Consider the following 23,907-nt stretch of genomic DNA (forward strand, 5'->3'; position numbering starts at 1 on the left):
AATGGAACACTACCTCAGTCTCCTGATCCGCTCGATTTTCATCGAAAACATGGCGCTCGCCTTTTTCCTCGGCATGTGCACCTTTCTTGCTGTTTCGAAAAAGGTCGATACCGCCATAGGCCTCGGCATTGCGGTTGTTGTCGTACAGACGATTACCGTCCCGGCCAACAACCTGATCTACCAGTTTCTTCTCAAAGAGGGCGCACTCGAATGGCTCGGCATGGCAGAAACCAATCTGACCTTTATCGGTCTGATCTGTTACATCGGCGTGATTGCCGCGATCGTACAGATCCTCGAAATGGTCCTTGATCGCTTCTTCCCCTCGCTTTACAACTCGCTCGGAATTTTTCTGCCGCTGATCACGGTCAACTGCGCGATTCTCGGCGGCTCGCTCTTCATGGTGGAGCGCGACTACAACTTTGCCGAAAGCGTTGTCTTCGGCTTCGGCAGCGGCACCGGTTGGGCCCTGGCATTGGTTGCCCTGGCCGGTATCCGCGAAAAAATGAAATACGCTGATATCCCCGCCGGTTTGCGGGGCCTGGGTATTACTTTCATGATTTCCGGCCTGATGGCCATGGCATTTATGGCTTTTTCAGGCATTCAGCTGTAACGGTAAAGACAATGATTGCAATAAGCTTGGGCGTACTCATATTCACGATCATAGTCATGATACTGGTGACCGTCATTCTGGTTGCCAGGTCCTGGCTGATCCCGCCGGGCGAAGTGACGCTCAATATCAATGATGACCCGGACAAAAGCTTGTCGGTGAATCCCGGCGACAAGCTGCTCGGCGTGCTTGGCAACCACGATATCTTTATCCCCTCCGCCTGTGGTGGTGGTGGAACTTGCGCTCAGTGCCGGGTCAAGATCAAATCGGGCGGCGGTGATATCCTGCCGACTGAAACTGCACACATCAACAAGCGGGAGGCGAAAGAAGGGTATCGGCTCTCCTGCCAGGTCAACGTCAAGCAGGACATGTCCCTCGAACTGCCGGCCGAGATTTTTTCCATCAGCAAGTGGGAATGTCAGGTTATCTCCAACAAAAGCCGCGCAACCTTTATCAAGGAGCTGGTGCTGGCTTTGCCGGAAGGTGCAGACCTCGATTTCCGCGCGGGCGGCTATATCCAGATTGACGCGCCACCACACGTTGCCGAATACAAAACCATGGAGATCGATGAAGAGTTCCGGGGGGACTGGGACAAGTACGACCTCTGGCAGTATCGCTCCGAGGTCGATGAAACGATCATGCGCGCCTACTCGATGGCTAACTATCCGGAGGAAAAAGGCATCGTCATGCTCAACGTTCGGGTCTGTCCGCCGCCACCTGCTGTCCCCGAGGCACCCCCGGGCCAGATGTCGTCTTTTATCTTCAACCTGAAACCGGGAGACAAAGTTATGGTCTCGGGCCCCTACGGCGAATTCTTTGCCAAGGAGACCGACGCTGAAATGGTCTTTGTCGGCGGCGGTGCCGGCATGGCCCCAATGCGTTCACACATTTTTGATCAACTCAAAAGACTTGATTCAAAACGCAAAATCTCATTCTGGTATGGCGCCCGCAGCCTGCGTGAAGCCTTCTACGTGGAGGAGTTCGACGAGCTTGCGGAGAAGTTTGACAATTTCAGCTGGACCCTGGTTTTGTCCGACCCCTTGCCGGAAGACAACTGGAGCGGAGCGACAGGGTTTGTTCACCAGTATCTTTATGACAATTACCTGGTCGACCATCCGGCCCCTGAAGACTGTGAATATTACATGTGCGGTCCGCCGATGATGAACAAGGCCGCCGGTGAGATGATCTATAACCTGGGCGTGGAACACGAGAATATCATGTTCGATGATTTCGGTATCTAACTGCACGGGACACTAACCAGGAGCCAAACATGCGCTTTGAACAGGTAAAGTCGTTATTACAGCATCTCATCCCGAATTATCACCGCAAGGTCAGTGATTACTACCAGGAGATGGCGAACGGTGACGTCTCGCCGCGCGTGCGGCTGATGCTCGACTACCTGATCGACCATGAACTGCATCGGGCGCTGGCGCTGGGGGAATATTGCAAGGAAACATCGCACCATGTCCTTGAGCACTGGCTCAAGGGGGTAGAGATTGCTTTTCCGCAAGCGAGGCAGGACATTCTTGGTGAAGCGGCGAGGACAGATCTTGATCAACTGGTGAAGTCGGCCATTACCTATAAAACAAACCTGACCAGCTATTTTGGCCACCTGCTCGAACACTGCACCGAGAAAGAGACCATCAACCTTTTCCAAACCTTGAAGGCCCAGGAAGAAAAAGCGATGAAACGAATGATCCGCCATGCACAGGGGCTGGCTGACCTTTAATGCTGAGAGCCTTTTCCCTCCTGACAAGCAGTTTGCTTCTCCTCGCGCTGACCTGCGGTTGCCAGCAGGGAGAGACCTCAGACAGGCTTCTCCTCTCCGGGCAGACCATGGGAACCACCTGGTCGTTGAACATGGTTCCCGGATCTCCCGGCACAGACTCTGCTGTTCTGAAACAACGTCTTCAAGCCCGCCTTGACCAGATCAACGGTCTGATGTCGACCTATGACCCGGAGTCGGAGCTGTCACGATTCAATAGCCTGGCCAGTACCGATTGGTACCCTGTCTCGGAAGACACGGCTCGTGTCATAGATGCTTCGCAAGAGATCAGCGCCCTCAGTGGCGGAGCTTTCGACATCAGCATCGGACCCCTGGTTGAGCTCTGGGGGTTTGGTGCCGCAGAACGGAGGTCGAAAACTCCCACGGAAGGCCAGATTCGAGAAAACCTTGCCCGGATCGGCTACAAGAATATTCAACTGCGCAGAGGGCCCACAGCGATCAAAAAGCAGATCCCAGAATTGCAAATCGATCTGTCTGCCGTTGCCAAGGGCTACGCGGTTGACGCCCTCGCAAAGATCCTTGAACAACAGGGCGTCGATAACTACCTCCTGGAGATTGGTGGGGAGCTAAAGATTGCAGGGCATCGTGGCGATGATCGCCCTTGGCAGATAGCGCTCGAAAAACCGCTGGAAGACGTACGAGACGTTGCTGCGATTTTCCCCCTCTCCAATACCGCGCTGGCCACCTCAGGGAATTATCGAAACTTTTACGTGGAAGACGGTCAGCGCTACTCACACACCATAGACCCGGTCAGCGGTAAGCCGATTCGTCACAAACTGGCCTCGGTCACCGTGCTTGCCAAGACCTGCGCGCGGGCAGACGCCCTGGCCACGGCATTAATGGTCCTGGGAGAAGAAAAAGCTCGCTTATTCTGTGAAAAGAATCAGATTGCAGCCTATTTCCTGATTCACGACAAAACATCGACAACCGCTTATGCCAGTCCGGCTTTCGAACGGTTTCTGAAAGAGGTTGAACAATGAAAGTTTATTTAGCGACATTGGTGCTTTTTCTGCTCGCTTTTAGTGGCCTGGCCGCGGGTCTACTTCTCAAACGCAGGGGGCTGAAAGGCGGCTGCACGCCGGCACCCAGCAGCGGCCGTGATTGCCGGTGTAAAGAAGAGACTGCCCAAAGCACCCTAAATAAAATCGATCTGCTCAGTGAAGAAGAGAAGTCATCGGTTTAAATTTCTGACCGCCAAGTTTGACCTCCCGCGCCAAGCTATGTATCATTACAAGATAAAGGTGACACCCTGCCAGGGTGTTCCATCCTTGTCCCGCAAGGTAATCGCCAAGAACATCACCCCGAGTGATGCTTCACAGATTGCCTTTTCTTACAGAGTTGCGCTTGATTCTGCTTTCCCGGTAGAACGAGTCGCGGGTCGCTCTGTCTTTTTAAAAAAAATAAAATTACGACGATTTCTGGGGCACTGCTGATTGCAGACGACCACCTTCTCTTCCGTTCGCTATTGGCCGTGGCCATAGGTGCAACATCTGCTTGCCTGCAAGCCCCGTCCCATAGTTACCCCAGGAAACATCTGCCAACACGCTTAAATCCTAAGGATACAAAATGTCACAAGCGGTCAAAGTTTCAGTTAAAAACCTGTTCAAGATATTCGGCCCTCATCCCAAAAAAGCCCTGGCCATGCTTGAACAAGGCTTGGCTAAAGAAGAAATTTTTGAAAAAACCGAAACAACGATCGGTGTACAGAATGCAAGCTTCGAAATCTACACCGGTGAGATTTTTGTCATCATGGGCCTTTCCGGTTCCGGGAAATCAACCATGGTACGGATGATCAACCGCTTGATCGAACCGACTGTTGGACAGGTCTTTATCGACAACGAAGATATCGTCAGCATGACCAATGACGAGTTGGTGAAGATGCGGCGCAAGAAGATGAGTATGGTTTTCCAATCCTTTGCCCTGATGCCGCATATGACGGTTCTGCAGAATGCCGCCTTCGGTCTTGAGATGGACGGCATCGATAAGCAGACCCGGGAAGCACGGGCGCTCCAGGCGCTGGAACAGGTTGGCCTTGAGGCCTGGGCAGGCAGCATGCCGGACGAACTCTCCGGCGGCATGCAGCAGAGGGTCGGTCTGGCTCGCGGTCTGGCGGTTGATCCTGACATTCTGCTGATGGACGAGGCTTTCTCAGCGCTTGACCCGCTGATCCGCACCGAAATGCAAGACGAGCTCCTCAAACTGCAAGCCAAGGCGAAACGAACCATCGTCTTTATCTCCCATGACCTCGATGAAGCGATGCGAATCGGGGATCGGATCGCCATCATGGAAGGTGGCAGTGTGGTTCAGGTCGGCACCCCTGAAGAAATTCTCCAGAACCCGGCCGATGATTACGTGCGCGCCTTCTTCCGTGGTGTTGATCCGACCAACATTCTTACTGCTGGAGACATCGCTACCGACACCCAGGTGACCATACCGATTACAGATGGCAAGAACCCACGTGCGGCGTTGCAAAGACTGATCAAAAATGACCGTGATTACGGCTATGTTGTTGATGCCAACCGCACCTTCAAGGGGGTCGTTTCATCTGACTCGCTGCGCGAGATGCTCGATCAGGAGGAACAACCTCACCTGATCCCTAACGCCTATCTTGACGAGGTTGTAACAGCACAAGCCACTGACTCGATGCAGGACATCCTGCCCAACGTAGCAAGCCATCCCTGGCCGTTACCCATTCTCGGAGAGAATGATAAGTACCTGGGTGCAGTATCCAAGAATCTCTTCCTGCGCACTCTGCACCGCAGCGAACAGGAAACAACAGAAGTGACGGCCTGATAAACCCTACGGAGAAAAATAAGTCTAATGCGAATTTTCAATTTTGATGAACAGCTGATACCGCTTGATGAATGGATCCAAACTGCCGTCGACTGGGTGGTGCTCAACTATCGGGACTTTTTCCAGGTGATCAAAGTCCCTGTCGAGCTGAGTCTGGAAGGCCTGGAATGGCTTTTTGCGACACTTCCACCGTTCGTGGTAATCCTCCTCTTTGCCATTGCCGCCTGGCGTTATGCCGGGAAAAGGGTGACCGCTTTTACGGTTCTCTCTTTCTTGCTGGTTGGTTATCTCGGGCTCTGGGACGACACCATGACGACCCTGGCGATGGTGATCTGTTCGGTGGTGTTTTGCGCCATCGTCGGGATTCCCCTCGGTATCATGTCGGGTCGCAGCGATCGTTTTGAGATGTTCTTGCGCCCTTTCCTTGACGCCATGCAGACGACTCCGGCCTTTGTCTACCTGATTCCGGTGGTCATGCTCTTCAGCATTGGCACGGTCTCCGGCATCTTGGCAACGATCGTCTTTGCCCTGCCGCCGATCATTCGTCTGACCAGCCTCGGTATTCGCCAGGTTCATCCAGAGCTGGTTGAAGCAGCACTCGCTTTTGGTGCCACGTCCTGGCAGGTTTTACGCAAGGTCCAATTCCCTCTTGCCATGCCGTCGGTTATGGCGGGGCTGAACCAGACCATTATGATGGCACTCTCAATGGTTGTCATTGCGGCACTGATTGGTGCTGGTGGTCTTGGCAACCCCGTTGTGCAAGGCTTGAACACTCTGGAGATCGGCTTGGCCACCATCGGTGGTTTGTCGATTGTTCTCCTGGCGATGGTGCTTGACCGGATCACCCAGGGGATGTCCCACAAGTAACCTTTAAAGATCCATTAACCCATAATGTTAAAAAGGAGAAAAGCATGAAACGTTTTTTATTCGTTCTACTGATGTTGGCTCTATCGATGCCAGCCTTAGCTGACCAGCAAGAGCCCGGCAAAGGCGTCAAAGTTCAACCTGCCCGCGCAACCTGGAATACAGGTTACTTCCAGGAAGCTCTGGTAAGTGCTGGCCTGAAAGAACTTGGCTACAATGTCAAAAAACCCAAAGAGCTGCAGAATCCTCTCTTCTACCAATCCCTTGCCCTGGGCGATCTCGACTACTGGACCAACGGTTGGTTCCCCGTCCACGACGGTCAACTACCAAAGGATTTTTACGAGAAGGGTGAAAAAGTCGGCTACGTCGTCAAGGCTGGCGGACTGCAAGGCTACCTGGTCTCAAAAAGAGACGTAGAGAAATACAATATCCAATCCCTTGAAGACTTCAAACGTCCCGAAGTCAAAGAAGCTTTCGACGCCAATGGCGACGGCAAAGCTGACCTGACTGCCTGCCCGGCAGGTTGGGGCTGTGAAGGGACCATCGCTCATCATCTGGAAGTCTACGATCTTGAAGAACATATCAACCCGATCAAAGCGTCCTATTCCGCAAGTATGGCTGATGCTCTGGCCCGTTACAAAGCCGGCAAACCAGCCTTCTTTTACACCTGGGCCCCAAACTGGACAATTTTCAAGTTCAAGCCAGGTGAAGACGTGGTCTGGATGAACGTTCCTGAGATCAAGCCCACAGAAGCGCAAGAGCCAATGGTCGATCGCCTGACCGTGAGCGGTATTGAGGGCGCCGTCAGTGATCCGGTTAAACTCGGCTTCGTGGTTGCAGACATCCAGATTGTTGCCAACAAGGAATTTCTCGCTGCGAACCCTGCCGCTAAAGAGTTTTTCAAGGTCTTTACTCTACCCCTCGGTGATATCAACGAGCAGAACACCAAAATGCAGGAAGGTGAAAAATCACAAAAAGATATCAATCGACACGTCAAGGAGTGGATTGCCAAGAACCAGGAGAAGTGGGACGGCTGGCTCGCAGCGGCTCGCAAGGCAGCCATGTAGGTCCGCCTGTAATAGCTTGACCATGAACGGCCGGAGGATTGATTCCTCCGGCCGTTTTCCGTTCGAGCAGATTTCTGTGTGTTTAAAGACAGAACCAATGATATGTAACAGTAGACAAATTCAACTCCCAGATTCGCAAAGGATAGTCATGGATCCGTTTATAAAATCATTTCTGCTCCTGTTCATGTTGTTGAACCCGTTCCTGTTGATCATCTACCTGGTCGACTTGGTTCAGGAGATGGATTTTCATGCTTTCTTGAAAGTTCTTATTCGCGCCTCTTGTATCAGTTCTGCGGTGTTCATCACCTTTGCCCTGCTAGGGGATCTGATCTTCGAGAGGCTCCTGCAGGCCAACTTTGCATCTTTTCAAATTTTTGGTGGTATTGTCTTCCTGATGATCGGCCTGCAATTTGTGTTTAAAGGTCCGGATGCTATCAAAAACTTACGTGGCAAGCCTGAGCATATTGCCGGCGCTATTGCCATGCCCATTATGATTGGCCCTGGAACCGTGAGCGCTTCGATTCTGGCCGGCAGAGAGCTGCCACAGGTTTGGGCCATCGCTTCAATCCTGCTCGCCATCGGTCTGGTTGTCGCCATCATGATAGGCCTGAAAAAGGTACACGATATCGTGCGGACCCGGAATGAACCATTAATCGAGCGTTACGTTGAGGTGGCCGGTCGCATTGTCGCCCTGGTCGTCGGAACCTATGCGATAGAGATGATCATGCAGGGCGCATCAGTCTGGGCACAGAAGCTATTCTAGTCTCGTATGGGAGGCCTGAACGAAGCTGACCACTCGACACGGTAGGATTGTGCAACCTTCAAGAGAGGCGTTCGCTTGTTCAGTCCTCGTTATCCAGCATGTGTTGCCCAAGCCAGTGCCGCGCGAACTGTAGTGCGGTACGACCACAGCGCTTGCTCTTTTCGTGCGACCACTTGATTGCCGCCCGGGCCATTTCATCATTCCATTGCGGTTCGACCTGGTTCTCAAGGCAGAGCCGGGCGATGGTTTTCTGTACAATCTCCAGGTAAAGATCCTGCTTGAAAACGTAAAAAGAAAGCCAGAGGCCAAAGCGATCTGACAAGGAGATTTTCTCTTCGACCGCCTCACCGTGGTGAATTTCATTATGGACCATCTTGGCACCGAGATTGTCGGTATGGAACTCGGGAAGCAGGTGGCGGCGGTTGGAAGTCACGTAGATCAAGACGTTCTTTGGTGATGCGTAGACCGAGCCATCAAGGACACTTTTGAGAATCTTGTAGCCCGGGTCGTCGGGTTCGAAGGAGAGATCGTCACAGAGGATGATGTAGCGGTAAGGCAGTTTGCCGATCTGCGCGAAGATATCGGGCAGGTGATCAAGGTCGTGCTTGTCGACCTGAACAATCCGCAAACCTAATTCGGCATACTTGTTGAGCAGAGCCCGTACCACCGAGGACTTTCCGGTACCGCGCGAGCCCCAGAGCAAGACGTTGTTAGCAGGATAGCCTTTAAGAAACTGCCGGGTGTTCTTCTCCAGGACCTTTTTCTGACGATCAATACCGACCAGATCGTCAAGATCGGTTTCGTCTATGTCCTCAATCGCCTCAAGGTAGCCGGCAAAGGAGTGCCTTCGCTAGTTGGCCGCAGGGGTCTCTCTCCAGTCAATCGGTTCTATAGCCTTCGGCAGAAGTTGCTCCACCGAAGAAAGAACACGTTCCAACTGTTCAACAACTTCCGGCTTCAGGTTCATTTCTGGCCCTCTTCAGGAAATAAAAAAACAAGTTAAGATTGCTCAACATCAGTTGAGCTGTTGCTGCGGCCAATTGGCAGCAGCCGGCGCAAACGGTTCAACTGCCCCGACTCCTCATCCTCCTCGCGCAGCAGGTTGCGAACCCGCGATGCCGAGGCGATCTCCTTGCTGACGGCATAAGACTCAATGTTTTTCTCTATCTCTTTAAGTTGATAGAGATAGTTGACCATCAGGCCGCAGGATTCGCGCATCCCCTTGGCTGAGGTGTCACCCAGCCAGTTAAGCCTCTCGATACGGGCACCGTTGCCGAGGTGAAAGCGGGCAACGGGATCAACCGGGGCCTGGTCTTTTTCACGGAACTCGTGAAGGTAACGTGCACAGAGGGAGAGTAAAGGTTCTTTCAGCAGGTCTGCAACCTCCGGGTTCTCCCACCATTGAGGAGCATTGAAAACAGCCTCCGGTTCAACGGCAACCTTGAGCAACCCGGCTGCCTCTTTCAGTGCCTGCAGGGCAGTCTCCTGCTCTGCTGTGCCCAGGGTCTGCTCGAAATAAGAGGCCAGCCAACCACGAAAGCCGGGGATGGGTGACAGGGTTGAAAAGGTTTTCAGGTTCGGCAGCTGCTGGCGCAGACTGGTGACAACCTGCTTGATCAGGAAGGGGCCGAAGCTGATCCCCTGCAACCCTTTCTGGGTGTTGGAGATCGAGTAGAAGATCGCAGTATTCGCTTCTTCTGCCATTGTTTCAGGGGCACTTTCATCAAGCAGCTCCTGCACGCTGGTGGCCAGGCCGTCAACCAGGGCGACCTCGATAAAGATCAGCGGTTCGTCGGACATGCCGGGGTGAAAGAAAGCGTAGCAACGGCGATCAGACTCAAGGCGGTTGTGCAGGTCAGACCATGAATTGATGGCGTGCACTGCTTCATACGCCATGAGCTTTTCCAACAAAGCGGCTGGACTCTGCCAACTGATCCGTTGCACGCTCAGGAAACCAACATCGAACCAACTGGCCAAGAGGTATTTCAGTTCGCGATCAAGGACTGCCAGTTGTGGTTGAGAGGGGCGAAAAGAGAGAACGTCAGCTCGCAAATCGACCAGGAACTTGATCCCTTCGGGCAGGGCGTTAAACTGCGTCAGCAGCTGTTGCTGTGGCGAGATGAGCGCTTCACGCATGCGGCCGGCAACTTTCTGAAAGCTCTGGTCGTCAGCCGTTTCAAGGAGCTTTCGTGCCGTGGTCTTGACCACCTCACGGTCGACAGAAAAGTTGTCTACCAGCGTTGCAAGAAAATTCCTTCGCCCTGTTTCACTTAACGTCAGGTAGAGCTCTCCGAGTATGGCGGCACGCTGACGCGCCGAAACCTCGCCACCGCGGGCGTTCAGGCATTCCACCATGAGGTTTTTGACCCGCTCGGCGTCTGCCGAGGGCAAGTCACGATCAACCTTGGGGAGTCTGTTGAGATCTTCCGAACCGAGGATACCGCCCCAGGCGCGGCGAAGATGTTCCCAACCAAAGGAAAAACGGGAATTCATCAGGCATCTCCTTCTAGCTAATGAACGACCTCCCAGCTTAGTGCGAGGCCGCAATAAATTAACACAGGTATCAAACTTTCACCACAGAGAGAGAAGCTCACGGGTGATGAAATTGCTTTTAACGCTGAATATACTCACAGGTTCAGCATCAGGCCATCCACAAAACAGCGAGGTTGATCAAGCCGATTAAAAAACCGAGCACGGCACCGAACAGGTTGATGTACTTGAACTGTTCCTTCATGACCCCCATCAGTAAATCTTCTACCTGCAGGATATCGAGTTGATTGACCTTTTCTTCCACCATGCGGGTCACGTTGAGGGTTTCGATCAGCGGTGGCACCTCTTTTTGCAAGACATCACCGACCTGGCGGTAAAGTCCGTCTTCAAGCTCTTCCAGGACATCGGCAGGCAAGCGTTCAGCCAACCGTCCCAGGGGCTTCTCAAAAATCCAGGCCTCGAGCTTCTCTTTGATTACGGTGTCAATCGCATTGGCCGCTTCAACGGAGCGGGCCAGTGCAAGGAGACGCTCAACCAGGTCGTTTTGCACTTGTTCCATGCCGCCTTCGGGCAGGTTCTCATCGAGCAGGCTGCGAAAAGAACGGTCCTTGGTCCGGTGCAATCCTTTGTCGGCGAAACCAAGCAAAAGCTCAGTTGTGCGCCGACTCTGCACCGCTGCAACCGAGCGTTCGCTGAGATACCGCCTGGCTCCGGCAACTTTTTCGTAGGGAGCCTTTTCCAGGAAACGGCTGACGGGTTTGTCGAGGATCCCTTCAAGGCGCTCGCGAAGCATGCCAGCAACCTGTTGCTGGGTCTTTTCTTCGCGCAGCCAGTGCGAGAGCTCCTCCCCGGCTTTGTCGATGAACTCCGGGATGCGGTTGTAGATCTTGTCCAGGTCGACAAACCCGCTCAAGAGGCCGGCGAGACCGCCGAGAGAATCGAGAAAGGTGTCAATCCCCTGACGGGCACGTTCCACCAAGCGCTGTCGAAAATCGGGATCGTAGAGCATGCCACCGAAACGCTCCAGCAGAGGCGGCACTTCTTTTTCGAGCTGTTGGAGGAGGACCTCGACCAGATCCTTAGGCAGGAAGTCGCGCAGTGAACGCTCGCTCTGCAGCAGCCGTTCTAGGCGATCTTCGACAAAGCGCTCAACCGCCCCGGCAGTTGTGTCCGAGTGCAGGATCGTGGTCACGCGCGTGTCGAGGTGACTCTGCAATTTCTGATAACGCTCCGGGGTCAGGAAACTTTCCAGGTCGCGGGCCAAAAGGCGATCGCCTTTTTCCTGAATGAAGTTACGCACCTGAGCTTCGAAGGCATCGCTTGCCAGGTATTCAGTAATCGCTCCAACCGCTTTGACCCGCAGAGTCGAAACCAGCTCACGGAAACGGCGGTGGTAACTTTCCGGCACAAGGGTCTCGAGGGAGCCAAGCTCGCGAGAGAGAAAAGCTTGGAGCTTGTCATTGACGGCGCTCTTCAGTTCACGCCGAAAAGCGGGTTTTTCCAGCGTTAGGCGAACATCCTCGGCTGTCAGGAGGTGGGCGCCGACCATTTCACCCATGCGCTGCGCTAGTTCACCGCGCTTGGACGGGATAATCCCCGGGGTCAGCGGTATACGCACACCGAAAAGATGCCAGGGTCGCAAGGGACGAAAGAGCATGCGAATGGCGATGTAGTTGGTCACATAGCCGATCAGCGCGCCAAGCAGGGGCGGCACCAGCCAGGGCAACCAGGAAATAGTTTCTAACATACTTTTCTCTCTATCGTTGTCATCACAAGCTTTACCGGCGCTTGGCTTTCAGCTAAGATTCCGGTCTTTACTTTAAGGAGTTGTTCTCATGTCTGATCATATGATTCGTGTCTTGACTAACGATGGCGCCATCCGCGTCAGCGTCGCCTCAACCACCGCCCTAGTCGAGGAAGTCCGTCGTCGGCAGCAGACCGATCCGACCGCCAGCGTCGCTATCGGTCGCCTGGCTACGGCTGCAGCCTTAATGGGCAGCCTTCTCAAGGGCCAGCAACGGGTCGGCCTGACGATCGAAGGCAACGGGCCTTTGCAAAGGTTGCAGGCTGAGACCAATGCTCATGGTCAGGTACGGGCAACCCTCAAGGTGGCATCGGCAGGCCTGCCGCCACGTGACGGGCGGTACGATGTCGCCGGAGCCGTCGGTCACGCCGGGTTTCTGCACGTCGTCAAGGACCTTGATATGAAAGAGCCTTACCGCGGCACGGTGCAACTGGTCAGCAGTGAAATTGCAGAAGATTTGGCATACTATTTCACCACTTCGGAGCAGACACCGTCAAGTGTCGCCCTGGGCGTTGAACTGGGGCTGCACGCTGAAGTGGTCGCGGCCGGAGGGTTCCTGCTGCAATTAATGCCCGAAGCTGATGACAGCATGGCCGACCGTCTCTCCGAACGGCTCTCCAGGATGTCGCCAACCACGACTATGCTCAGCCAGGGACTGATGCCTGAAGCGATCACAGCATGCATCCTTGAGGACTTCCCTTATCAGATCCTCGGCAGCACGGAGCTGACCTTTGCCTGCAGCTGTAGCCAACGGCAAACCATCAAACTGCTGCGCAGCCTCGGCGTCGAAGAACTGGACCGATTGATCGAGAAAGATAGCGAGGCCTCTGTGACTTGCGAATACTGCAAAGACGTCTACACCGTAAAAGCTGACACCTTGCAGGAAATCAGGGCGAGTCTTTGAGCTCATCCAGGCGCAATTGGTGATGCCGAGAACCGCTCTGCCATGTCCAGCCAGAGGTATCGATCCCCTTGCGCAGGAAATATCTCTGCAAAAGTTCCTGCCGCTTGTCGCCCAGAGCTTGCGAGTCAAAGCCGGTTCCGGTCTCACTACCTACAGACACCTTCCAGGTATTTCGCGGTCTGCTGATCAGCCAGTCGGCGAGAACGTCAAGGCAGGCAAGGCCTTCCATTTTCGGCAAGACAGCGCCTCTACGATAAATACTAGATGACTTGTAAACCACCTTCAGGGCATCACCCACATAACGCTGTCTGACTTCGGCACATGGCAGGTCTTGCGCTGAGAAGGCCGGAAGGTTTGAGGCAAAGGCCGCTCCTGAAGGGAGACCCTTCTGCTGCCCAGAAGCAAAAACAGATAACAACCCGGAAGAGATGATGATCAGCACCCAGCGCCGAAGATTCACGTCATTATCCTCATTGGTTAGTAAGCGCCCCGTTCGCTTGTTGAAAGGCCGGGAGCTCTCTTAGTTCTTCAAGCAAAAGTGCGGCCAGCCATCCGGTCAGCACCCCGGCAAAGAGCGTAAATAACATAAAGAACGGCAGAACCTGCCAGATTGCCGCATGCTGCACAACCAGTAAACGAGCCGCCAGAATTTGCCCCAGGGCATGACCTCCCGCCCCGATGGCTGATATCCCGATCGGACTCAAACGCCGCCCGGCGACACGGTACACGATAATCATAGCAGATGTTGCGAAGAGGGTGCCGACTAAAGCCAACCAGAAGCCTGGTCCGAAAATCCTGCCAAGCAGGAGCGCCCCGATACCAACCCGCGCCAGGCTGACACTCCATGCAGCGCGACCATCGTAGAGATAAAGCGCCACCAGAGTCATGATATTGGCCAGCCCGAGACGCAACCAGGGCACGGGTGTTGGCAGCAGACTCTCAAAAGCGTGCAAGGAAACGGCGATGGCAATAAAGAGCCCCAGAAAAACCTGCCGCCGGGAACGACTCAAGGCTTGGACATCAACGGCTGAGCAGGTCATAAGACACCTCCTTGCCGGAAGAGCCGTCGATGTGCACCAGAATACGGTTCGGCACGCAGGCCAGCAGGTCCGCCGTATGTTTTGCCACACCCATGCTGACGCAGATTTTACGTGGACAGGGAGATTCTACAATCCGGGCTCCCTGTTCATCAATGACAAGCTTAGTTTGTCCCAAGGGGCCGTCTATGGCAAGAGTACGAGGTTGGTCAAGCGGAGCAGTAAAACAGAGCTCGTCGCCGCAGGTGACCAGAACACGAGAGCCTTCTGACATAGCCGCTATCGAGACGATCCCGGCCAGGGAGCTTGTCAGGAGGAGAAGGACGACCAGCCAGTCACCCCCGGTCATGAAGTGCCAGGGCGCTTTCATGGCACAACCTGGTAGATTGTCCAGCCGGGGCTGTTATGTCGGCTGCCATCAGCGGCAATAACCAACCCTTCCGCCTGCGGGAATTGTTCCAGAAGCTTCAAACCTGCCTTCGGGCCGAGCACAAACACAGCCGTTGCCAGAGCATCGCCGAGGGCGACGCTGTCGGTGACAATGGTGACGCTCTGGCAATCTCTGGCAGGCATGCCGGTCTGCGGATTGAAGATATGGTGGTAACGTAAGCCATCTTTTTCGAAAAAGCGCTCATAGTCTCCCGAAGTAACCACCGCCCGATTCCTGATCTGTACCGTTTCAAGGACACCCTTCTCTTCACGGGGGTGCTGGATGCCGATGCGCCAGGCACGCTCCATGCGCTGGCCGAGCAGGTACATGTCGCCGCCGGCATTGACTGCGGCATTGGCCACGCCATGTTGCTTGAGGATCGCGATGGCTCGATCGACGGCATAGCCTTTTGCAATGCCGCCGAGGTCAAGTTGCAGTTGTGGACTTGCTTTACGAAGCTGTTGTCCTTCCAGGGAGAGGGCTTTCGGCCCGACTCCGGAGAGGGCTGCGGAAAGTTCCGCAGCTTTGGGAAGGGTTGGTGCCTCTTTATCGAAAGCCCAGAGAGTCTTGAGTTTTCCCAGCGTCATATCAAAGGCGCCGCCACTCTTGCGGGAAATCTCCAGCCCCAAGGTAAGCACTTCCGCAGTGGGCAGGGAGACTTCACCGCCGTTTGCACTCTGTGACAGTCGAGAGACCTCGCTGTCCGTGTGATATCTGCTGAGCAGCTTGTCAAGACGCTCCATTTCGGCAAAAGCGGCCTCAACGGCAGCCTCGAGGGTCTTGCTGCTCTGTCCCGCGGCCATAATTTCGACGACCGTACCCATCATGATGCGGCTGCGCCGGACCTCTTCGCCGTCAGGTTGCAGGCGCCACCAGGTAAGTGTCAGCACGACCAGGAGGAGGCCGATAATCAGGGGGCGATTCCAGGGCAATCTCAGTCCTCGCAGATTTCGCCGATCAGGTCGTATTCGGAAGAGTCCGTGATTTCAAGATTGACGATGTCACCGACATCAGCCTGTCCGGAGGTGATGTAGACCTGACCGTCGACGTCGGGAGCCTGACGAACGCTACGGCCACGCAGCAGCAGTTCGGTCTCTTCACTGTAGCCCTCAACCAGTACTGGCTCGATCCGCCCTTTGAGTGCAAGGTTCTTCTGCAACGCAACCCGCGATTGGGCTTTCATAAGTTTCTTGTAACGAGACAGTTTGGTACGGGCTGGAACCTGACCGACAAGTTTCGCGGCCGAGGTGCCCTCCTCGCGAGAATATTGAAACACGCCGAGTCGTTCAAAGTGTCCCTCTTCAACAAAAGCGAGAAGTTTGCGGAACTGCGCGTCGGTCTCGCCGGGGAAACCGACGATCAATGAAGTCCGCAGGGTGATGTCGGGGATACGGCTACGGATGCGTTTGAGCAGTTGACGAATGCCGGCCTCGTCGATGCGGCGGTTCATGGCGGCGAGGATCTGATCGTCGATATGCTGAATCGGCAGATCGATGTAATTGCAGATCTTCTCTTCAGCGGCCATCATGTCGAGCAGTTCGTCGGTGATACCATCCGGATAAGCGTAGAGCAGGCGTAACCAGACCAGTTCTTCGATCTTGACCAGCTCACGGAGCAGAGTCGTCAATTCATGGCCATTGCCGCGCTCTGCACCAAAAGCGGTAACGTCCTGGGCGATCAGGTTGATTTCCTTGACGCCGCTTTCTACCAGGCGTTTGACTTCTTCAACCACCGACGGGATGGTCCGTGAACGCAGGGTGCCGCGAATACTCGGGATAACGCAGTAGGAACAATGGTTGGCGCAACCCTCGGCGATCTTGACGTAGGCCGAGTAGAAAGGTGATGACGTCACCCTTGGCGTGGTGTGGTCGTAGAGGTAATCGGGTAAGCCGATCTCCTGCTGCTGCTCACCTTGCAGGTGGCTGTCGAGCAGTTCGAGGATGCGCGGCGCGTCAGCGGTGCCCATGAAGAAATCAACTTCCGGCAACTCCTTGGCGAGATCGTCCTGATGACGCTGCGGTAAACAGCCACTGACGATCAGCAGCTTGCAGCGACCGTTTTTCTTCTGGTCCGCTACTTCGAGGATGGTTTCCACCGACTCTTCCTGGGCGTCACGGATGAAGGCGCAGGTGTTGACGACGATAATGTCCGCCTGGCTTTCATCTGTCACGATCTTGAATCGCTCGGCAGGCAGATGACCGAGCATGACTTCGGCATCGACCAGATTTTTTGGACAACCAAGACTGACCAGGCTGACGTTGTATTTATTCAAGAGACTTCCTCCGCAGAGTTGTGTCGAAGCAGGTATTGCTAAAAATTCTTCCAATATTCGGGGAGTTATAACACAAAACCGCCCCGGGGCAAAAACTTTCCTCCGGGGCGGCTGCTATCAAAATAGACCTTTTCAGGAGGGCTCAGAACCCCATTTCCTGACCGGTTGGCCGAACCACCTGTACGCCTGCCGGCATCATGAAGTTGAAAGACATGTCGGAAATACCGAAATTAACCCGCAGATTGCTGAATTCAATCGTGGTGCTGTTGCCGTTCGGATCGTAGACCGTGGTCGACAGGATCGGGAACCATGGTCCCCTCGAAGCGAAGGGATCGTTTTTGAAACCATCTAGCAACAGTGATGTTGGAGGCGTCGGTACCGGTGGTGCGGACTGCGCAGAGGAAGCGTCCTGATCTTCATCCTGATCAGGATTCAGATAGGCCTCAACGGCATAACGGTCAACCACGATAATCAGCTTGTTGATCAGCGAAGAGACGCGCTTCGGCGTCAACTCGAGCACGTGGTTGCCCTCGACATCATTATTTGGCGCAGCCCAACGAATAGAAAAATCCCTGGACAGGTTGCCTAAGCCGGTGAGAAACGTCATCGGATCGTTCTGTCGAGACCTGTTGACCATCTCGATGTCCGATTGGATCACCTGGTTGTTCTCCGGCAGATAGACCCACAGGGTCTTGGCGTCGGAAACGATCTCCTGGGTGGTAGGTTGCTCGTATTGCCAACGAAACTTGACGCGTGGCACAGTGTCCGTACGCTGGTAATCAAAAGCGACTTCAACTTCTCCGCTGGCGCGCTGCAGGCGGTCGAGCGAGGCAATTTTCGACTCCTGGAAGAAGTCGGCGGAGTAGTCGTAAATTCTCAGTTTCTCATCAGTCTCGGTCTGAAACGGTGTCTCCAGCGCACTGATGACATCGCCAAGCGATGCGGCCCAGGCGGGAGCAGCCAGGGTGACCAGAAGAGCACCCAGGCACAAGGTGGAGAATAGGCTCCGGTTCATCATTACAGCCTCCTCAAAGAAAGGTCTTCAAATGGATACTTGGTCATCATCACGGGCACAGTAAACCATCATATTCCCAGTGGCAAGATCAAACTCAACAGTACGGCCCCGGTTGCCGCCGATCTCTTCGCCCAAGATCGGGATTCCGAGCGAGGCAAGGGTCGCCCTTGCGCTTCTGGCGTTTCGCGCGCCAATGCTCTTGATCAGGGTTTGATACGAGGTTTCGAACATGTTGGCGCCACCGGCGACTTTGGCGACCAGGCGATCTTGATTCGCGCCAGCTTGCACAAGCTGATCCACTATCTCAAGAATGCCGGCATCAACGTATTTACTCTCCGAGCCCAAGGCGTTCTTCTTCGGCCGATTTGGCAGGAGCAGGTGCCCAAGGCCGCCGATCCTGGCTTCGGGGTCATAGAGTGCAACGGCAACACAAGATCCAAGCCCACACGCCTTGAGAACAGCTGGAGTCTGATCGATCCGAACCTGGGCAATTGTGACCCGGGTGCTCATAGCGACCCTCCGACATCACTGAGAAAGATATTCAGGGTGGCCGGATCAGGGAGCAAGAAGAAATGACCCTTAATGGCAAGATCCTGATCAGGTTCTCCGCCAAAATCCGTTTCGATCATCATGGCGAAGTCGCTGGATTGGCTCAAATCAATCAGAACATGATCAACCACGGCACCGGCCATATCGTAGGCAAGTAGAGGCACCGAGGGAATCAGGGTCTTATTCAGCAGGTTGCCGAGAGCACTGAGATATGCCGAGGCCAGGATGTTGCCGACTTCTTTCAATGCTGAAACAGACACCTCGGTCATTACCAGCCCTTCTTCCTGCTGACCAAGCAGGCTGCAGAGCAGGCGCTGGGCGCTTTCCTCCGGGAACAGCAACATGATGCTGCCGCGAGCATCTCCAAGAATTTGCAGAGTGATTCCGACCGTCATCTTTTCAGCACCGCCGAGATGCTCAGGGACCTGGCTGATTTCGGTGACGGTGACATTCGGAACGGTCAGATTTACGCGCTGTCCGATCATTTGCGAAAGAGCCGTGGCCGCATGACCCCTGCCGATATTGCTGACCTCTTTCAAGGTGTCCAACTGAACACTGTTCAATTCGCGAAAGGGCATTCAAGTCTCCCCGATCAATCGTTGGTGAAAAGTTGACAACCCTCAAGCAGGGACGAAGGATCAACAATAAATACAATCTGTCCGTCGCCTTCGACTGTAGCACCGCTCAGGCCGGTCAGAAGGTTAAGCGGGAAACCAAGGCTTTTGACAAAAGCTTCACGCTGACCGAGGAAGTGATCCACTTGTAAGCCGATGCGACGCCCTTGAACTTCGGTCAGAATAACCCAGGTGGTTTCTCCGGCGGCAACCTCCTGCAGGCCCAGAGCGCCGCTGAGAGAATGGAGGCTGATTAGCTCTTCATCGAGTCTGAAGACCCGGTTCTGGCCGGAACTCTGAATCTCCCTGGTCGGTAAATCCAGAGTACGTTCCACCCGGGTGATTGGAACCGCCATGGGATGACCGGCACAGCTGACCAGCAGGATCTTGATGATGGCGATGGAGAGCGGCAGACGCATCTGGAAGCGGGTTCCCTGGCCTGGAGCGGAAAGGATTTCCAAAGTGCCGCCGAGGTTGCCAACCGCAGCCTTGACCACATCCATACCTACACCTCGCCCGGAGGTTTCGGTGATCGCTTCTGCCGTTGAGAAGCCCGGCTGGCAGACCAGCATCAGGGCATCCCGATCACTTAAATTGTTCGCCTGGGGAGTCGTCATCAAACCGCGATCGACAGCTTTCTGACGCAACTGATCGGCGTCCATCCCCTTACCGTCGTCGGCAACCTCTACCAGCACAAGGTCTTTTTCGCGACGGGCCGACACAGTTACAATCCCTTCCTGCTCTATGCCATGGTCAATCGCGTTGCGCACGAGGTGCACCAACGGGTCGGTCAGCGCCTCGAGGACCGCACGGTCGATACCGACTTCGGCGCCGGTTAGTTGCAGCGTGACTTTCTTGTCGGTTTTGCGGCTCAGGTCACGCACGATCCGCGGCAGGCGGCCGGTAATGCTTTCCAGCGGCATCAGGCGAGCCTGGAGGACGTGGTGATGCAGGTCATCGAGCAGGAGGCCGGTCCGGGTGAGGGTCTGGGTCAGCTCGTCCCAGTCGCGGCTGGTGGTCGCCGTGTTGAGCATATGGCGGTGGGTAATCAGTTCTCCGGTCAGGTTGACAAACTGATCGAGCAGATCGGTTCGCACTCTAATGGTGCGTACACCCTCATCGCGATTGCGGCGTTCTTCCTTGCGGCGATCATCGATGAAACGGATCTTGACGACACCGCTGATCTTCAGCAAGGCTTCTTCGATATGGCCTTTGCCTAATGTGGTGCGCAGCCAGGCCTGAATCTGCTGACAGGGTGCTCCACCGCGTAAATCCGCCATATTCGGCCGACTCGAAATCAGCTCGCCGGATTTCTCGATCTCGCGTAAAATCAGGAGGCCGCGAGCGGCGGCGGCCGGTGTGTCCTCAGCCAGATCAACCAACACCTGATACGCATCGGGTTCTTCAGGGAGGGGCTCTTCTTCGGAAGCCGTCTCGTCCTCAGCTTCACAGGGTGCTCCTGCGTCTGTCACAAGCGTTTCTGGTTCAGACGCCTCGGCCACCATGATCGGCGGCGGCTCAGGCGTTTCCCGCAGAAAGGCCTCGATCTCCCGTTCCGGCTGGTTGGACTGCAGGTCATCAATGAGTCCGTCGAGAATATCTATCCCGCTCAGAAGGTAGTCAATTGCGGCAGAAGGGATTTGGCCGGAAGAGCGAAAGTCGTCCAGGAGGTCTTCGAGATGATGGGACAGCCTGGCCGTGCGATCAAAGCCCATGGTCGCAGCCATGCCCTTGATCGAGTGCGCCTCACGAAAGAGGGCATCAATCGTCTCACGGTTGTCCGGTTCCTGTTCCAGGATGACAACCAGCTTGTTCAGGTTATTAATATGTTCCCGGGTTTCCGTTAAGAAAAGATCCCGGTACTGGGACATATCCATAGCTTGTCCGGAGCTCCTGAAGCAGGATTATCCGGTCACCCGATTGACGATCTCGAGGACCTTCTCTTCCTTGAACGGCTTGACGATAAAATCTTTTGCTCCGGATTCGACTGCTTCGAGAACCAGGGAGTCCTGACCAAGAGCACTGACCATGACCACGCAGGCACTCGCGTCCAAGGCCATAATGTCCTGTAACGCCTCTATGCCGCTCTTCTTGGGCATGACAATATCCATGGTCACCAGGTCCGGCTTGAGCCCCTGATAGAGTTCGAGAGCTATTTCGCCATTCTCCGCTTCTGCGACCACATCGTGTCCCGCTCTAACGAATATATCCTTCAACATATTGCGCATGAACAGAGCATCGTCGACAACCATCACACGTAAGGCCATGAGCACCCCCTATTCTGTATAGCTATTTTCAAGTTGATTAATAACTTTGTCAGTGTCGAGCAGGTTGACCCTCTTGTCCTCAAGGTAGGCCACGCCACGAATGGCACTATCGCCAGCTTCTGCAGGTGCCGGTTGCAACGTCGAAAGATCGAGCCGGGCGATGCGAACAACTTCACTGACTGACAGCACCATCGATTTTAATTCCGGGGTCAGAACCACATAGCGGTGATCGCGCTCCTCTGCCGTGAAGCCGAGCAGTTTCGGCAGATCGATTACGGCAAGGATCTGGCCGTGAAAACTGATCGCTCCGTTAAGTACGCCCTGGGCGAGCGGGACATGGTGAAGGGTCGGGTTCTCGATGATCTCCTGGATTGCATCGATTTCGAGCCCGTAAACCTCTTCGCCGAGATTGAAAATCAGGGTCAGTTCCATGTTTTATTCCTGATCAGTCTTGACCAGCTTAAACTTCTTGACGATCTGCAGCATCTCTTCGGACATGGTGGAGAGGTTCTTTGCCGATTGGGCCAGCTCTTCCATCGAGGCAGATTGTTCCTGGGTTGCTGCCGAAACCTGTTCTGTTGCGGCAGCATTGTCAGAGACGACCTTGTCGATCTCTTCGATGGCCCGGGTAATGAGCTCGGCGCTGGCAATCTGTTGGTCAGCCAGTTCGGAGATGCTGCTGGCTTTGGCCCGTGTCCCTTCGGCGTTTTCGGTAATCGCGGAAAAAGCCTCGTTGGTCCTGTCAACAGCCTCGCGTCCACTCTCCATCTCTTCAACAACCTGGGACATGGAGGCTTGAACCTGCTGACCTTCGGCACGAATGCCTTCGACCAGACTGCTGATTTCATCGGCAGAGATGGTGGTCGAATCAGCCAGTTTGCGAATTTCTTCGGCGACGACGGCAAAACCACGCCCGTACTCTCCGGCCCGGGCTGCTTCGATTGTCGCGTTAAGGGCCAGCAGGTTGGTCTTCTGGGCCACTCCGTTAATCACTTCGACAAACTTGTTGATGCGTTGCAGCTGGCCGATAAAATTGAACATTTGCTGGCTGCTGCTTTCCGCTTCGGTCATAACCTGGCGAATACTGGAGAGGCTGGCTCCGGCAAGGCTTCTGCCATCCCTTGCCGTTTCCACCGTTTTATTGGCCGATTCGGCAACGGTCTTTGCCGCCGAGGCGACCAGGTTGATCGACATGGCCACTTCCTTAAACAGACGGTTCGATTCTTCAACCATTTCCGCCTGAGTCTCGGCGCCCTTGCTGATCTGATCGACAGTTCCGGCAACTTCCTGCGAAGACGCCGACATTTCCTGGGAGGTCCCGGAAAGGTCCTGAGCTGAGCCCGCCACCTTGAAGGCAATGCCGCGGATGTCCCCGACCAGACTGCGCAGACTCTCTTGAATCTGATTCATGGAACTGGCCAGATCACTGGTCTCATCAGGAAAACGGTTATCTTTCATCTCGATATTCTCAGACAGGTCGCCCTGGCTGATCCGATCACCCGCTGAGGTCAGACGGCGGATATTTGCTGTGAACACCCGGGAAAAGAGGGCTCCGATGATCAGGCCAACAACCAAGGCACAGACGATAGTGAAGAACTGTTGGAACTCAGGGGCAATTTTCAGGTAAGGCACCGCCAGATTGACGACGACTCCCGAAACCACCACAATCAGGAAACCGATGATGAATTTATAACTGATTTCGACGCGCATGTTTCCACTCCTTACCGGCCATTGATCAGTGAAGACCGTGGCTTTTGACCCGGCCTTCTAAATGTCAGCAACTGTGACAGGCTCAGCCGTACGGCGATAGACCCGTTCCACAGGAAATTCAGATTGATAGCAGCGGCGAATATCTCCGGTCATGGTTTCAGAGCGACCCAGGACCAGAGCCCCATGTTCGGGCAGGGTCGCAGCAAAACGAGACAGGATTCGTTCCTGCTCCTCACGTGTAAAATAGATCATCACGTTACGACAGAGAATCAGGTCTGCCGGCGGATAATTACTTGCGGTCAAGATGTTGTGCTGGCGAAACTCCACCTGGTGACGAATAGGTTCAATAACCTGGTAATGACCTTTATCCTCATGAAAATATTTATTGAGGACTTCTGGCGGCACCTCTTTCAGCCGCAACGCTTCAAAAGTCCCACAGCGAGCTGCATCCAGGACCGGTTCGCTGACATCGGTCGCCAGGATATTGACCTTCAAGTCTCTGACGTTCATGTCATCGATCAACAGGGCCAGAGAGTAAGGTTCTTCACCGGAAGCACATCCGGCGCTCCAAAGCGTCAACTCGGCCCGCCCTGCTGCTCGAGCCCGGCGGCAGAGGTCCGGTAAAATCTTCTGTTCGAGAATCCGGTAGGTGTCCGGATTACGAAAAAACTGGGAGACATGGATGGAGATGGTTGCCAGCAAGGTGTCAAGCTCGTCACGATCCATCTCCAGGCGCTTCAGATACGAAGCAACATCCACAACTTTGCAGCTCCGCAGCCGCTTGGCGATGCGCCGGCGAATGCAGCGGTCCTTGTATTGGTCGAGATCAAACTGGCGGCGCTCACGCAGGAGTAGCGTAATCGCCGCGAACTCGTCGTCGGTGAGATCGTCTCCCCTCCATATGTGAACAGCTGGTTTGGTCATATTACATCAAA

General features: G+C 54.6%; 25 protein-coding genes and 1 pseudogene. 10 read left to right on the plus strand and 16 right to left on the minus strand.

The annotated features are described in order from the left end of the window. Position 1: 1 nt before the first annotated feature. From nqrE to P9J64_12395, 9 genes are all read left to right on the plus strand, one after another. Positions 2 to 610, plus strand: coding sequence for an NADH:ubiquinone reductase (Na(+)-transporting) subunit E (nqrE, locus tag P9J64_12355; GenBank protein MDG5469113.1), 609 nt, complete (start codon positions 2 to 4; stop codon positions 608 to 610). Between the two features lie 11 nt (positions 611 to 621). Then, positions 622 to 1,848 carry an NADH:ubiquinone reductase (Na(+)-transporting) subunit F gene (nqrF, locus tag P9J64_12360; GenBank protein ID MDG5469114.1) on the plus strand — a complete coding sequence of 409 codons (1,227 nt, stop codon included), beginning with the start codon at positions 622 to 624 and terminating at the stop codon, positions 1,846 to 1,848. 29 nt (positions 1,849 to 1,877) lie between these two features. Continuing rightward, positions 1,878 to 2,336 carry an aminoglycoside phosphotransferase gene (locus tag P9J64_12365; protein ID MDG5469115.1) on the plus strand — a complete coding sequence of 153 codons (459 nt, stop codon included), beginning with the start codon at positions 1,878 to 1,880 and terminating at the stop codon, positions 2,334 to 2,336. Further along, on the plus strand, positions 2,336 to 3,373 hold the full coding sequence (locus P9J64_12370) for an FAD:protein FMN transferase (protein MDG5469116.1): 1,038 nt from the start codon (positions 2,336 to 2,338) through the stop codon (positions 3,371 to 3,373). The genes P9J64_12365 and P9J64_12370 overlap by 1 nt, the downstream gene beginning before the upstream one ends. Then, positions 3,370 to 3,576 carry a hypothetical protein gene (locus P9J64_12375; GenBank protein MDG5469117.1) on the plus strand — a complete coding sequence of 69 codons (207 nt, stop codon included), beginning with the start codon at positions 3,370 to 3,372 and terminating at the stop codon, positions 3,574 to 3,576. The genes P9J64_12370 and P9J64_12375 overlap by 4 nt, the downstream gene beginning before the upstream one ends. Before the next feature lie 383 nt (positions 3,577 to 3,959). Then, positions 3,960 to 5,186, plus strand: a complete 1,227-nt coding sequence (proV, locus tag P9J64_12380; protein ID MDG5469118.1) for a glycine betaine/L-proline ABC transporter ATP-binding protein ProV — start codon at positions 3,960 to 3,962, stop codon at positions 5,184 to 5,186. Positions 5,187 to 5,213: 27 nt separating this feature from the next. Further along, a complete protein-coding gene (locus tag P9J64_12385; protein ID MDG5469119.1) occupies positions 5,214 to 6,053 on the plus strand; it encodes a proline/glycine betaine ABC transporter permease in 840 nt (279 codons plus the stop codon). 44 nt (positions 6,054 to 6,097) lie between these two features. Further along, a complete protein-coding gene (gene proX, locus P9J64_12390; protein MDG5469120.1) occupies positions 6,098 to 7,117 on the plus strand; it encodes a glycine betaine/L-proline ABC transporter substrate-binding protein ProX in 1,020 nt (339 codons plus the stop codon). A gap of 148 nt (positions 7,118 to 7,265) precedes the next feature. Then, a complete protein-coding gene (locus P9J64_12395; GenBank protein MDG5469121.1) occupies positions 7,266 to 7,880 on the plus strand; it encodes a MarC family protein in 615 nt (204 codons plus the stop codon). A 79-nt stretch (positions 7,881 to 7,959) separates the two neighbouring features. On the opposite strand, the pseudogene P9J64_12400 reads toward P9J64_12395, so the two are convergent. The 3 genes and pseudogenes from P9J64_12400 to P9J64_12410 all read right to left on the minus strand — a co-directional run bounded on the left by P9J64_12400 (position 7,960) and on the right by P9J64_12410 (position 12,117). Then, positions 7,960 to 8,847, minus strand: a pseudogene (locus tag P9J64_12400) (ATP-binding protein). Between the two features lie 32 nt (positions 8,848 to 8,879). After that, entirely contained in the window at positions 8,880 to 10,373 is a 1,494-nt protein-coding gene (locus P9J64_12405; GenBank protein MDG5469122.1) for a malonyl-CoA decarboxylase, read from the minus strand. 148 nt (positions 10,374 to 10,521) lie between these two features. Then, entirely contained in the window at positions 10,522 to 12,117 is a 1,596-nt protein-coding gene (locus P9J64_12410; protein MDG5469123.1) for a DUF445 family protein, read from the minus strand. An 88-nt stretch (positions 12,118 to 12,205) separates the two neighbouring features. Here P9J64_12410 and hslO point away from each other — a divergent pair, with 88 nt between their 5' ends. Further along, a complete protein-coding gene (hslO, locus tag P9J64_12415) occupies positions 12,206 to 13,078 on the plus strand; it encodes an Hsp33 family molecular chaperone HslO (GenBank protein ID MDG5469124.1) in 873 nt (290 codons plus the stop codon). Here the strand turns inward: hslO and P9J64_12420 are convergent. The 13 genes from P9J64_12420 to P9J64_12480 form a co-directional block, all read right to left on the minus strand. Next, positions 13,062 to 13,538, minus strand: coding sequence for a hypothetical protein (locus tag P9J64_12420; protein ID MDG5469125.1), 477 nt, complete (start codon positions 13,536 to 13,538; stop codon positions 13,062 to 13,064). The two genes, hslO and P9J64_12420, sit on opposite strands and share 17 nt — an antisense overlap. A 10-nt stretch (positions 13,539 to 13,548) precedes the next feature. Next, positions 13,549 to 14,118: a Gx transporter family protein gene (locus P9J64_12425; GenBank protein ID MDG5469126.1), complete on the minus strand. Its 570-nt coding sequence runs from the start codon at positions 14,116 to 14,118 to the stop codon at positions 13,549 to 13,551. Then, a complete protein-coding gene (locus P9J64_12430) occupies positions 14,099 to 14,485 on the minus strand; it encodes a NusG domain II-containing protein (protein MDG5469127.1) in 387 nt (128 codons plus the stop codon). The genes P9J64_12425 and P9J64_12430 overlap by 20 nt, the downstream gene beginning before the upstream one ends. Continuing rightward, positions 14,482 to 15,477 (minus strand): FAD:protein FMN transferase, encoded by a 996-nt coding sequence (locus P9J64_12435; protein MDG5469128.1) that lies wholly within the window; start codon positions 15,475 to 15,477, stop codon positions 14,482 to 14,484. Before P9J64_12435 ends, P9J64_12430 begins: the two co-directional genes overlap by 4 nt. A 2-nt stretch (positions 15,478 to 15,479) precedes the next feature. Beyond that, complete coding sequence (gene rimO / locus P9J64_12440; protein MDG5469129.1) at positions 15,480 to 16,817, minus strand: 30S ribosomal protein S12 methylthiotransferase RimO; 1,338 nt, start codon at positions 16,815 to 16,817, stop codon at positions 15,480 to 15,482. 142 nt (positions 16,818 to 16,959) lie between these two features. Beyond that, positions 16,960 to 17,835, minus strand: coding sequence for an outer membrane lipoprotein carrier protein LolA (locus tag P9J64_12445; GenBank protein MDG5469130.1), 876 nt, complete (start codon positions 17,833 to 17,835; stop codon positions 16,960 to 16,962). 24 nt (positions 17,836 to 17,859) lie between these two features. Continuing rightward, positions 17,860 to 18,342, minus strand: a complete 483-nt coding sequence (locus tag P9J64_12450; protein ID MDG5469131.1) for a chemotaxis protein CheD — start codon at positions 18,340 to 18,342, stop codon at positions 17,860 to 17,862. Next, on the minus strand, positions 18,339 to 18,959 hold the full coding sequence (locus P9J64_12455) for a chemotaxis protein CheC (GenBank protein MDG5469132.1): 621 nt from the start codon (positions 18,957 to 18,959) through the stop codon (positions 18,339 to 18,341). Before P9J64_12455 ends, P9J64_12450 begins: the two co-directional genes overlap by 4 nt. A 14-nt stretch (positions 18,960 to 18,973) precedes the next feature. Beyond that, the gene (locus tag P9J64_12460; protein ID MDG5469133.1) at positions 18,974 to 20,872 is read right to left on the minus strand and encodes a chemotaxis protein CheA; all 1,899 of its coding nucleotides are present in this window, start codon (positions 20,870 to 20,872) and stop codon (positions 18,974 to 18,976) included. Positions 20,873 to 20,899: 27 nt separating this feature from the next. Next, positions 20,900 to 21,262 carry a response regulator gene (locus P9J64_12465; GenBank protein MDG5469134.1) on the minus strand — a complete coding sequence of 121 codons (363 nt, stop codon included), beginning with the start codon at positions 21,260 to 21,262 and terminating at the stop codon, positions 20,900 to 20,902. Positions 21,263 to 21,271: 9 nt separating this feature from the next. After that, positions 21,272 to 21,694 carry a chemotaxis protein CheW gene (locus P9J64_12470; protein ID MDG5469135.1) on the minus strand — a complete coding sequence of 141 codons (423 nt, stop codon included), beginning with the start codon at positions 21,692 to 21,694 and terminating at the stop codon, positions 21,272 to 21,274. Positions 21,695 to 21,697: 3 nt separating this feature from the next. Continuing rightward, positions 21,698 to 22,972 (minus strand): methyl-accepting chemotaxis protein, encoded by a 1,275-nt coding sequence (locus P9J64_12475; protein MDG5469136.1) that lies wholly within the window; start codon positions 22,970 to 22,972, stop codon positions 21,698 to 21,700. 57 nt (positions 22,973 to 23,029) lie between these two features. Further along, positions 23,030 to 23,896, minus strand: coding sequence for a protein-glutamate O-methyltransferase CheR (locus P9J64_12480; GenBank protein MDG5469137.1), 867 nt, complete (start codon positions 23,894 to 23,896; stop codon positions 23,030 to 23,032). Between the last annotated feature and the right edge of the window lie 11 nt (positions 23,897 to 23,907).

It is taken from the genome of Deltaproteobacteria bacterium IMCC39524, assembly GCA_029667085.1.
Lineage (GTDB): Bacteria > Desulfobacterota > Desulfuromonadia > Desulfuromonadales > BM103 > M0040.

Coding starts and splice junctions, on each gene's coding strand:
- P9J64_12450 (MDG5469131.1), bottom strand. CDS start 18,342: ATGAGCACCCGGGTCACAATTGCCCAGGTTCGGATCGATCAGACTCCA.
- P9J64_12470 (MDG5469135.1), bottom strand. CDS start 21,694: ATGGAACTGACCCTGATTTTCAATCTCGGCGAAGAGGTTTACGGGCTC.
- P9J64_12480 (MDG5469137.1), bottom strand. CDS start 23,896: ATGACCAAACCAGCTGTTCACATATGGAGGGGAGACGATCTCACCGAC.
- P9J64_12445 (MDG5469130.1), bottom strand. CDS start 17,835: ATGATGAACCGGAGCCTATTCTCCACCTTGTGCCTGGGTGCTCTTCTG.
- nqrF (MDG5469114.1), top strand. CDS start 622: ATGATTGCAATAAGCTTGGGCGTACTCATATTCACGATCATAGTCATG.
- hslO (MDG5469124.1), top strand. CDS start 12,206: ATGTCTGATCATATGATTCGTGTCTTGACTAACGATGGCGCCATCCGC.
- nqrE (MDG5469113.1), top strand. CDS start 2: ATGGAACACTACCTCAGTCTCCTGATCCGCTCGATTTTCATCGAAAAC.
- P9J64_12385 (MDG5469119.1), top strand. CDS start 5,214: ATGCGAATTTTCAATTTTGATGAACAGCTGATACCGCTTGATGAATGG.
- P9J64_12460 (MDG5469133.1), bottom strand. CDS start 20,872: ATGGATATGTCCCAGTACCGGGATCTTTTCTTAACGGAAACCCGGGAA.
- P9J64_12405 (MDG5469122.1), bottom strand. CDS start 10,373: ATGAATTCCCGTTTTTCCTTTGGTTGGGAACATCTTCGCCGCGCCTGG.
- P9J64_12410 (MDG5469123.1), bottom strand. CDS start 12,117: ATGTTAGAAACTATTTCCTGGTTGCCCTGGCTGGTGCCGCCCCTGCTT.
- P9J64_12370 (MDG5469116.1), top strand. CDS start 2,336: ATGCTGAGAGCCTTTTCCCTCCTGACAAGCAGTTTGCTTCTCCTCGCG.
- P9J64_12365 (MDG5469115.1), top strand. CDS start 1,878: ATGCGCTTTGAACAGGTAAAGTCGTTATTACAGCATCTCATCCCGAAT.
- P9J64_12430 (MDG5469127.1), bottom strand. CDS start 14,485: ATGAAAGCGCCCTGGCACTTCATGACCGGGGGTGACTGGCTGGTCGTC.
- P9J64_12465 (MDG5469134.1), bottom strand. CDS start 21,262: ATGGCCTTACGTGTGATGGTTGTCGACGATGCTCTGTTCATGCGCAAT.
- proX (MDG5469120.1), top strand. CDS start 6,098: ATGAAACGTTTTTTATTCGTTCTACTGATGTTGGCTCTATCGATGCCA.
- P9J64_12425 (MDG5469126.1), bottom strand. CDS start 14,118: ATGACCTGCTCAGCCGTTGATGTCCAAGCCTTGAGTCGTTCCCGGCGG.
- P9J64_12475 (MDG5469136.1), bottom strand. CDS start 22,972: ATGCGCGTCGAAATCAGTTATAAATTCATCATCGGTTTCCTGATTGTG.
- P9J64_12395 (MDG5469121.1), top strand. CDS start 7,266: ATGGATCCGTTTATAAAATCATTTCTGCTCCTGTTCATGTTGTTGAAC.
- P9J64_12375 (MDG5469117.1), top strand. CDS start 3,370: ATGAAAGTTTATTTAGCGACATTGGTGCTTTTTCTGCTCGCTTTTAGT.
- proV (MDG5469118.1), top strand. CDS start 3,960: ATGTCACAAGCGGTCAAAGTTTCAGTTAAAAACCTGTTCAAGATATTC.
- P9J64_12455 (MDG5469132.1), bottom strand. CDS start 18,959: ATGCCCTTTCGCGAATTGAACAGTGTTCAGTTGGACACCTTGAAAGAG.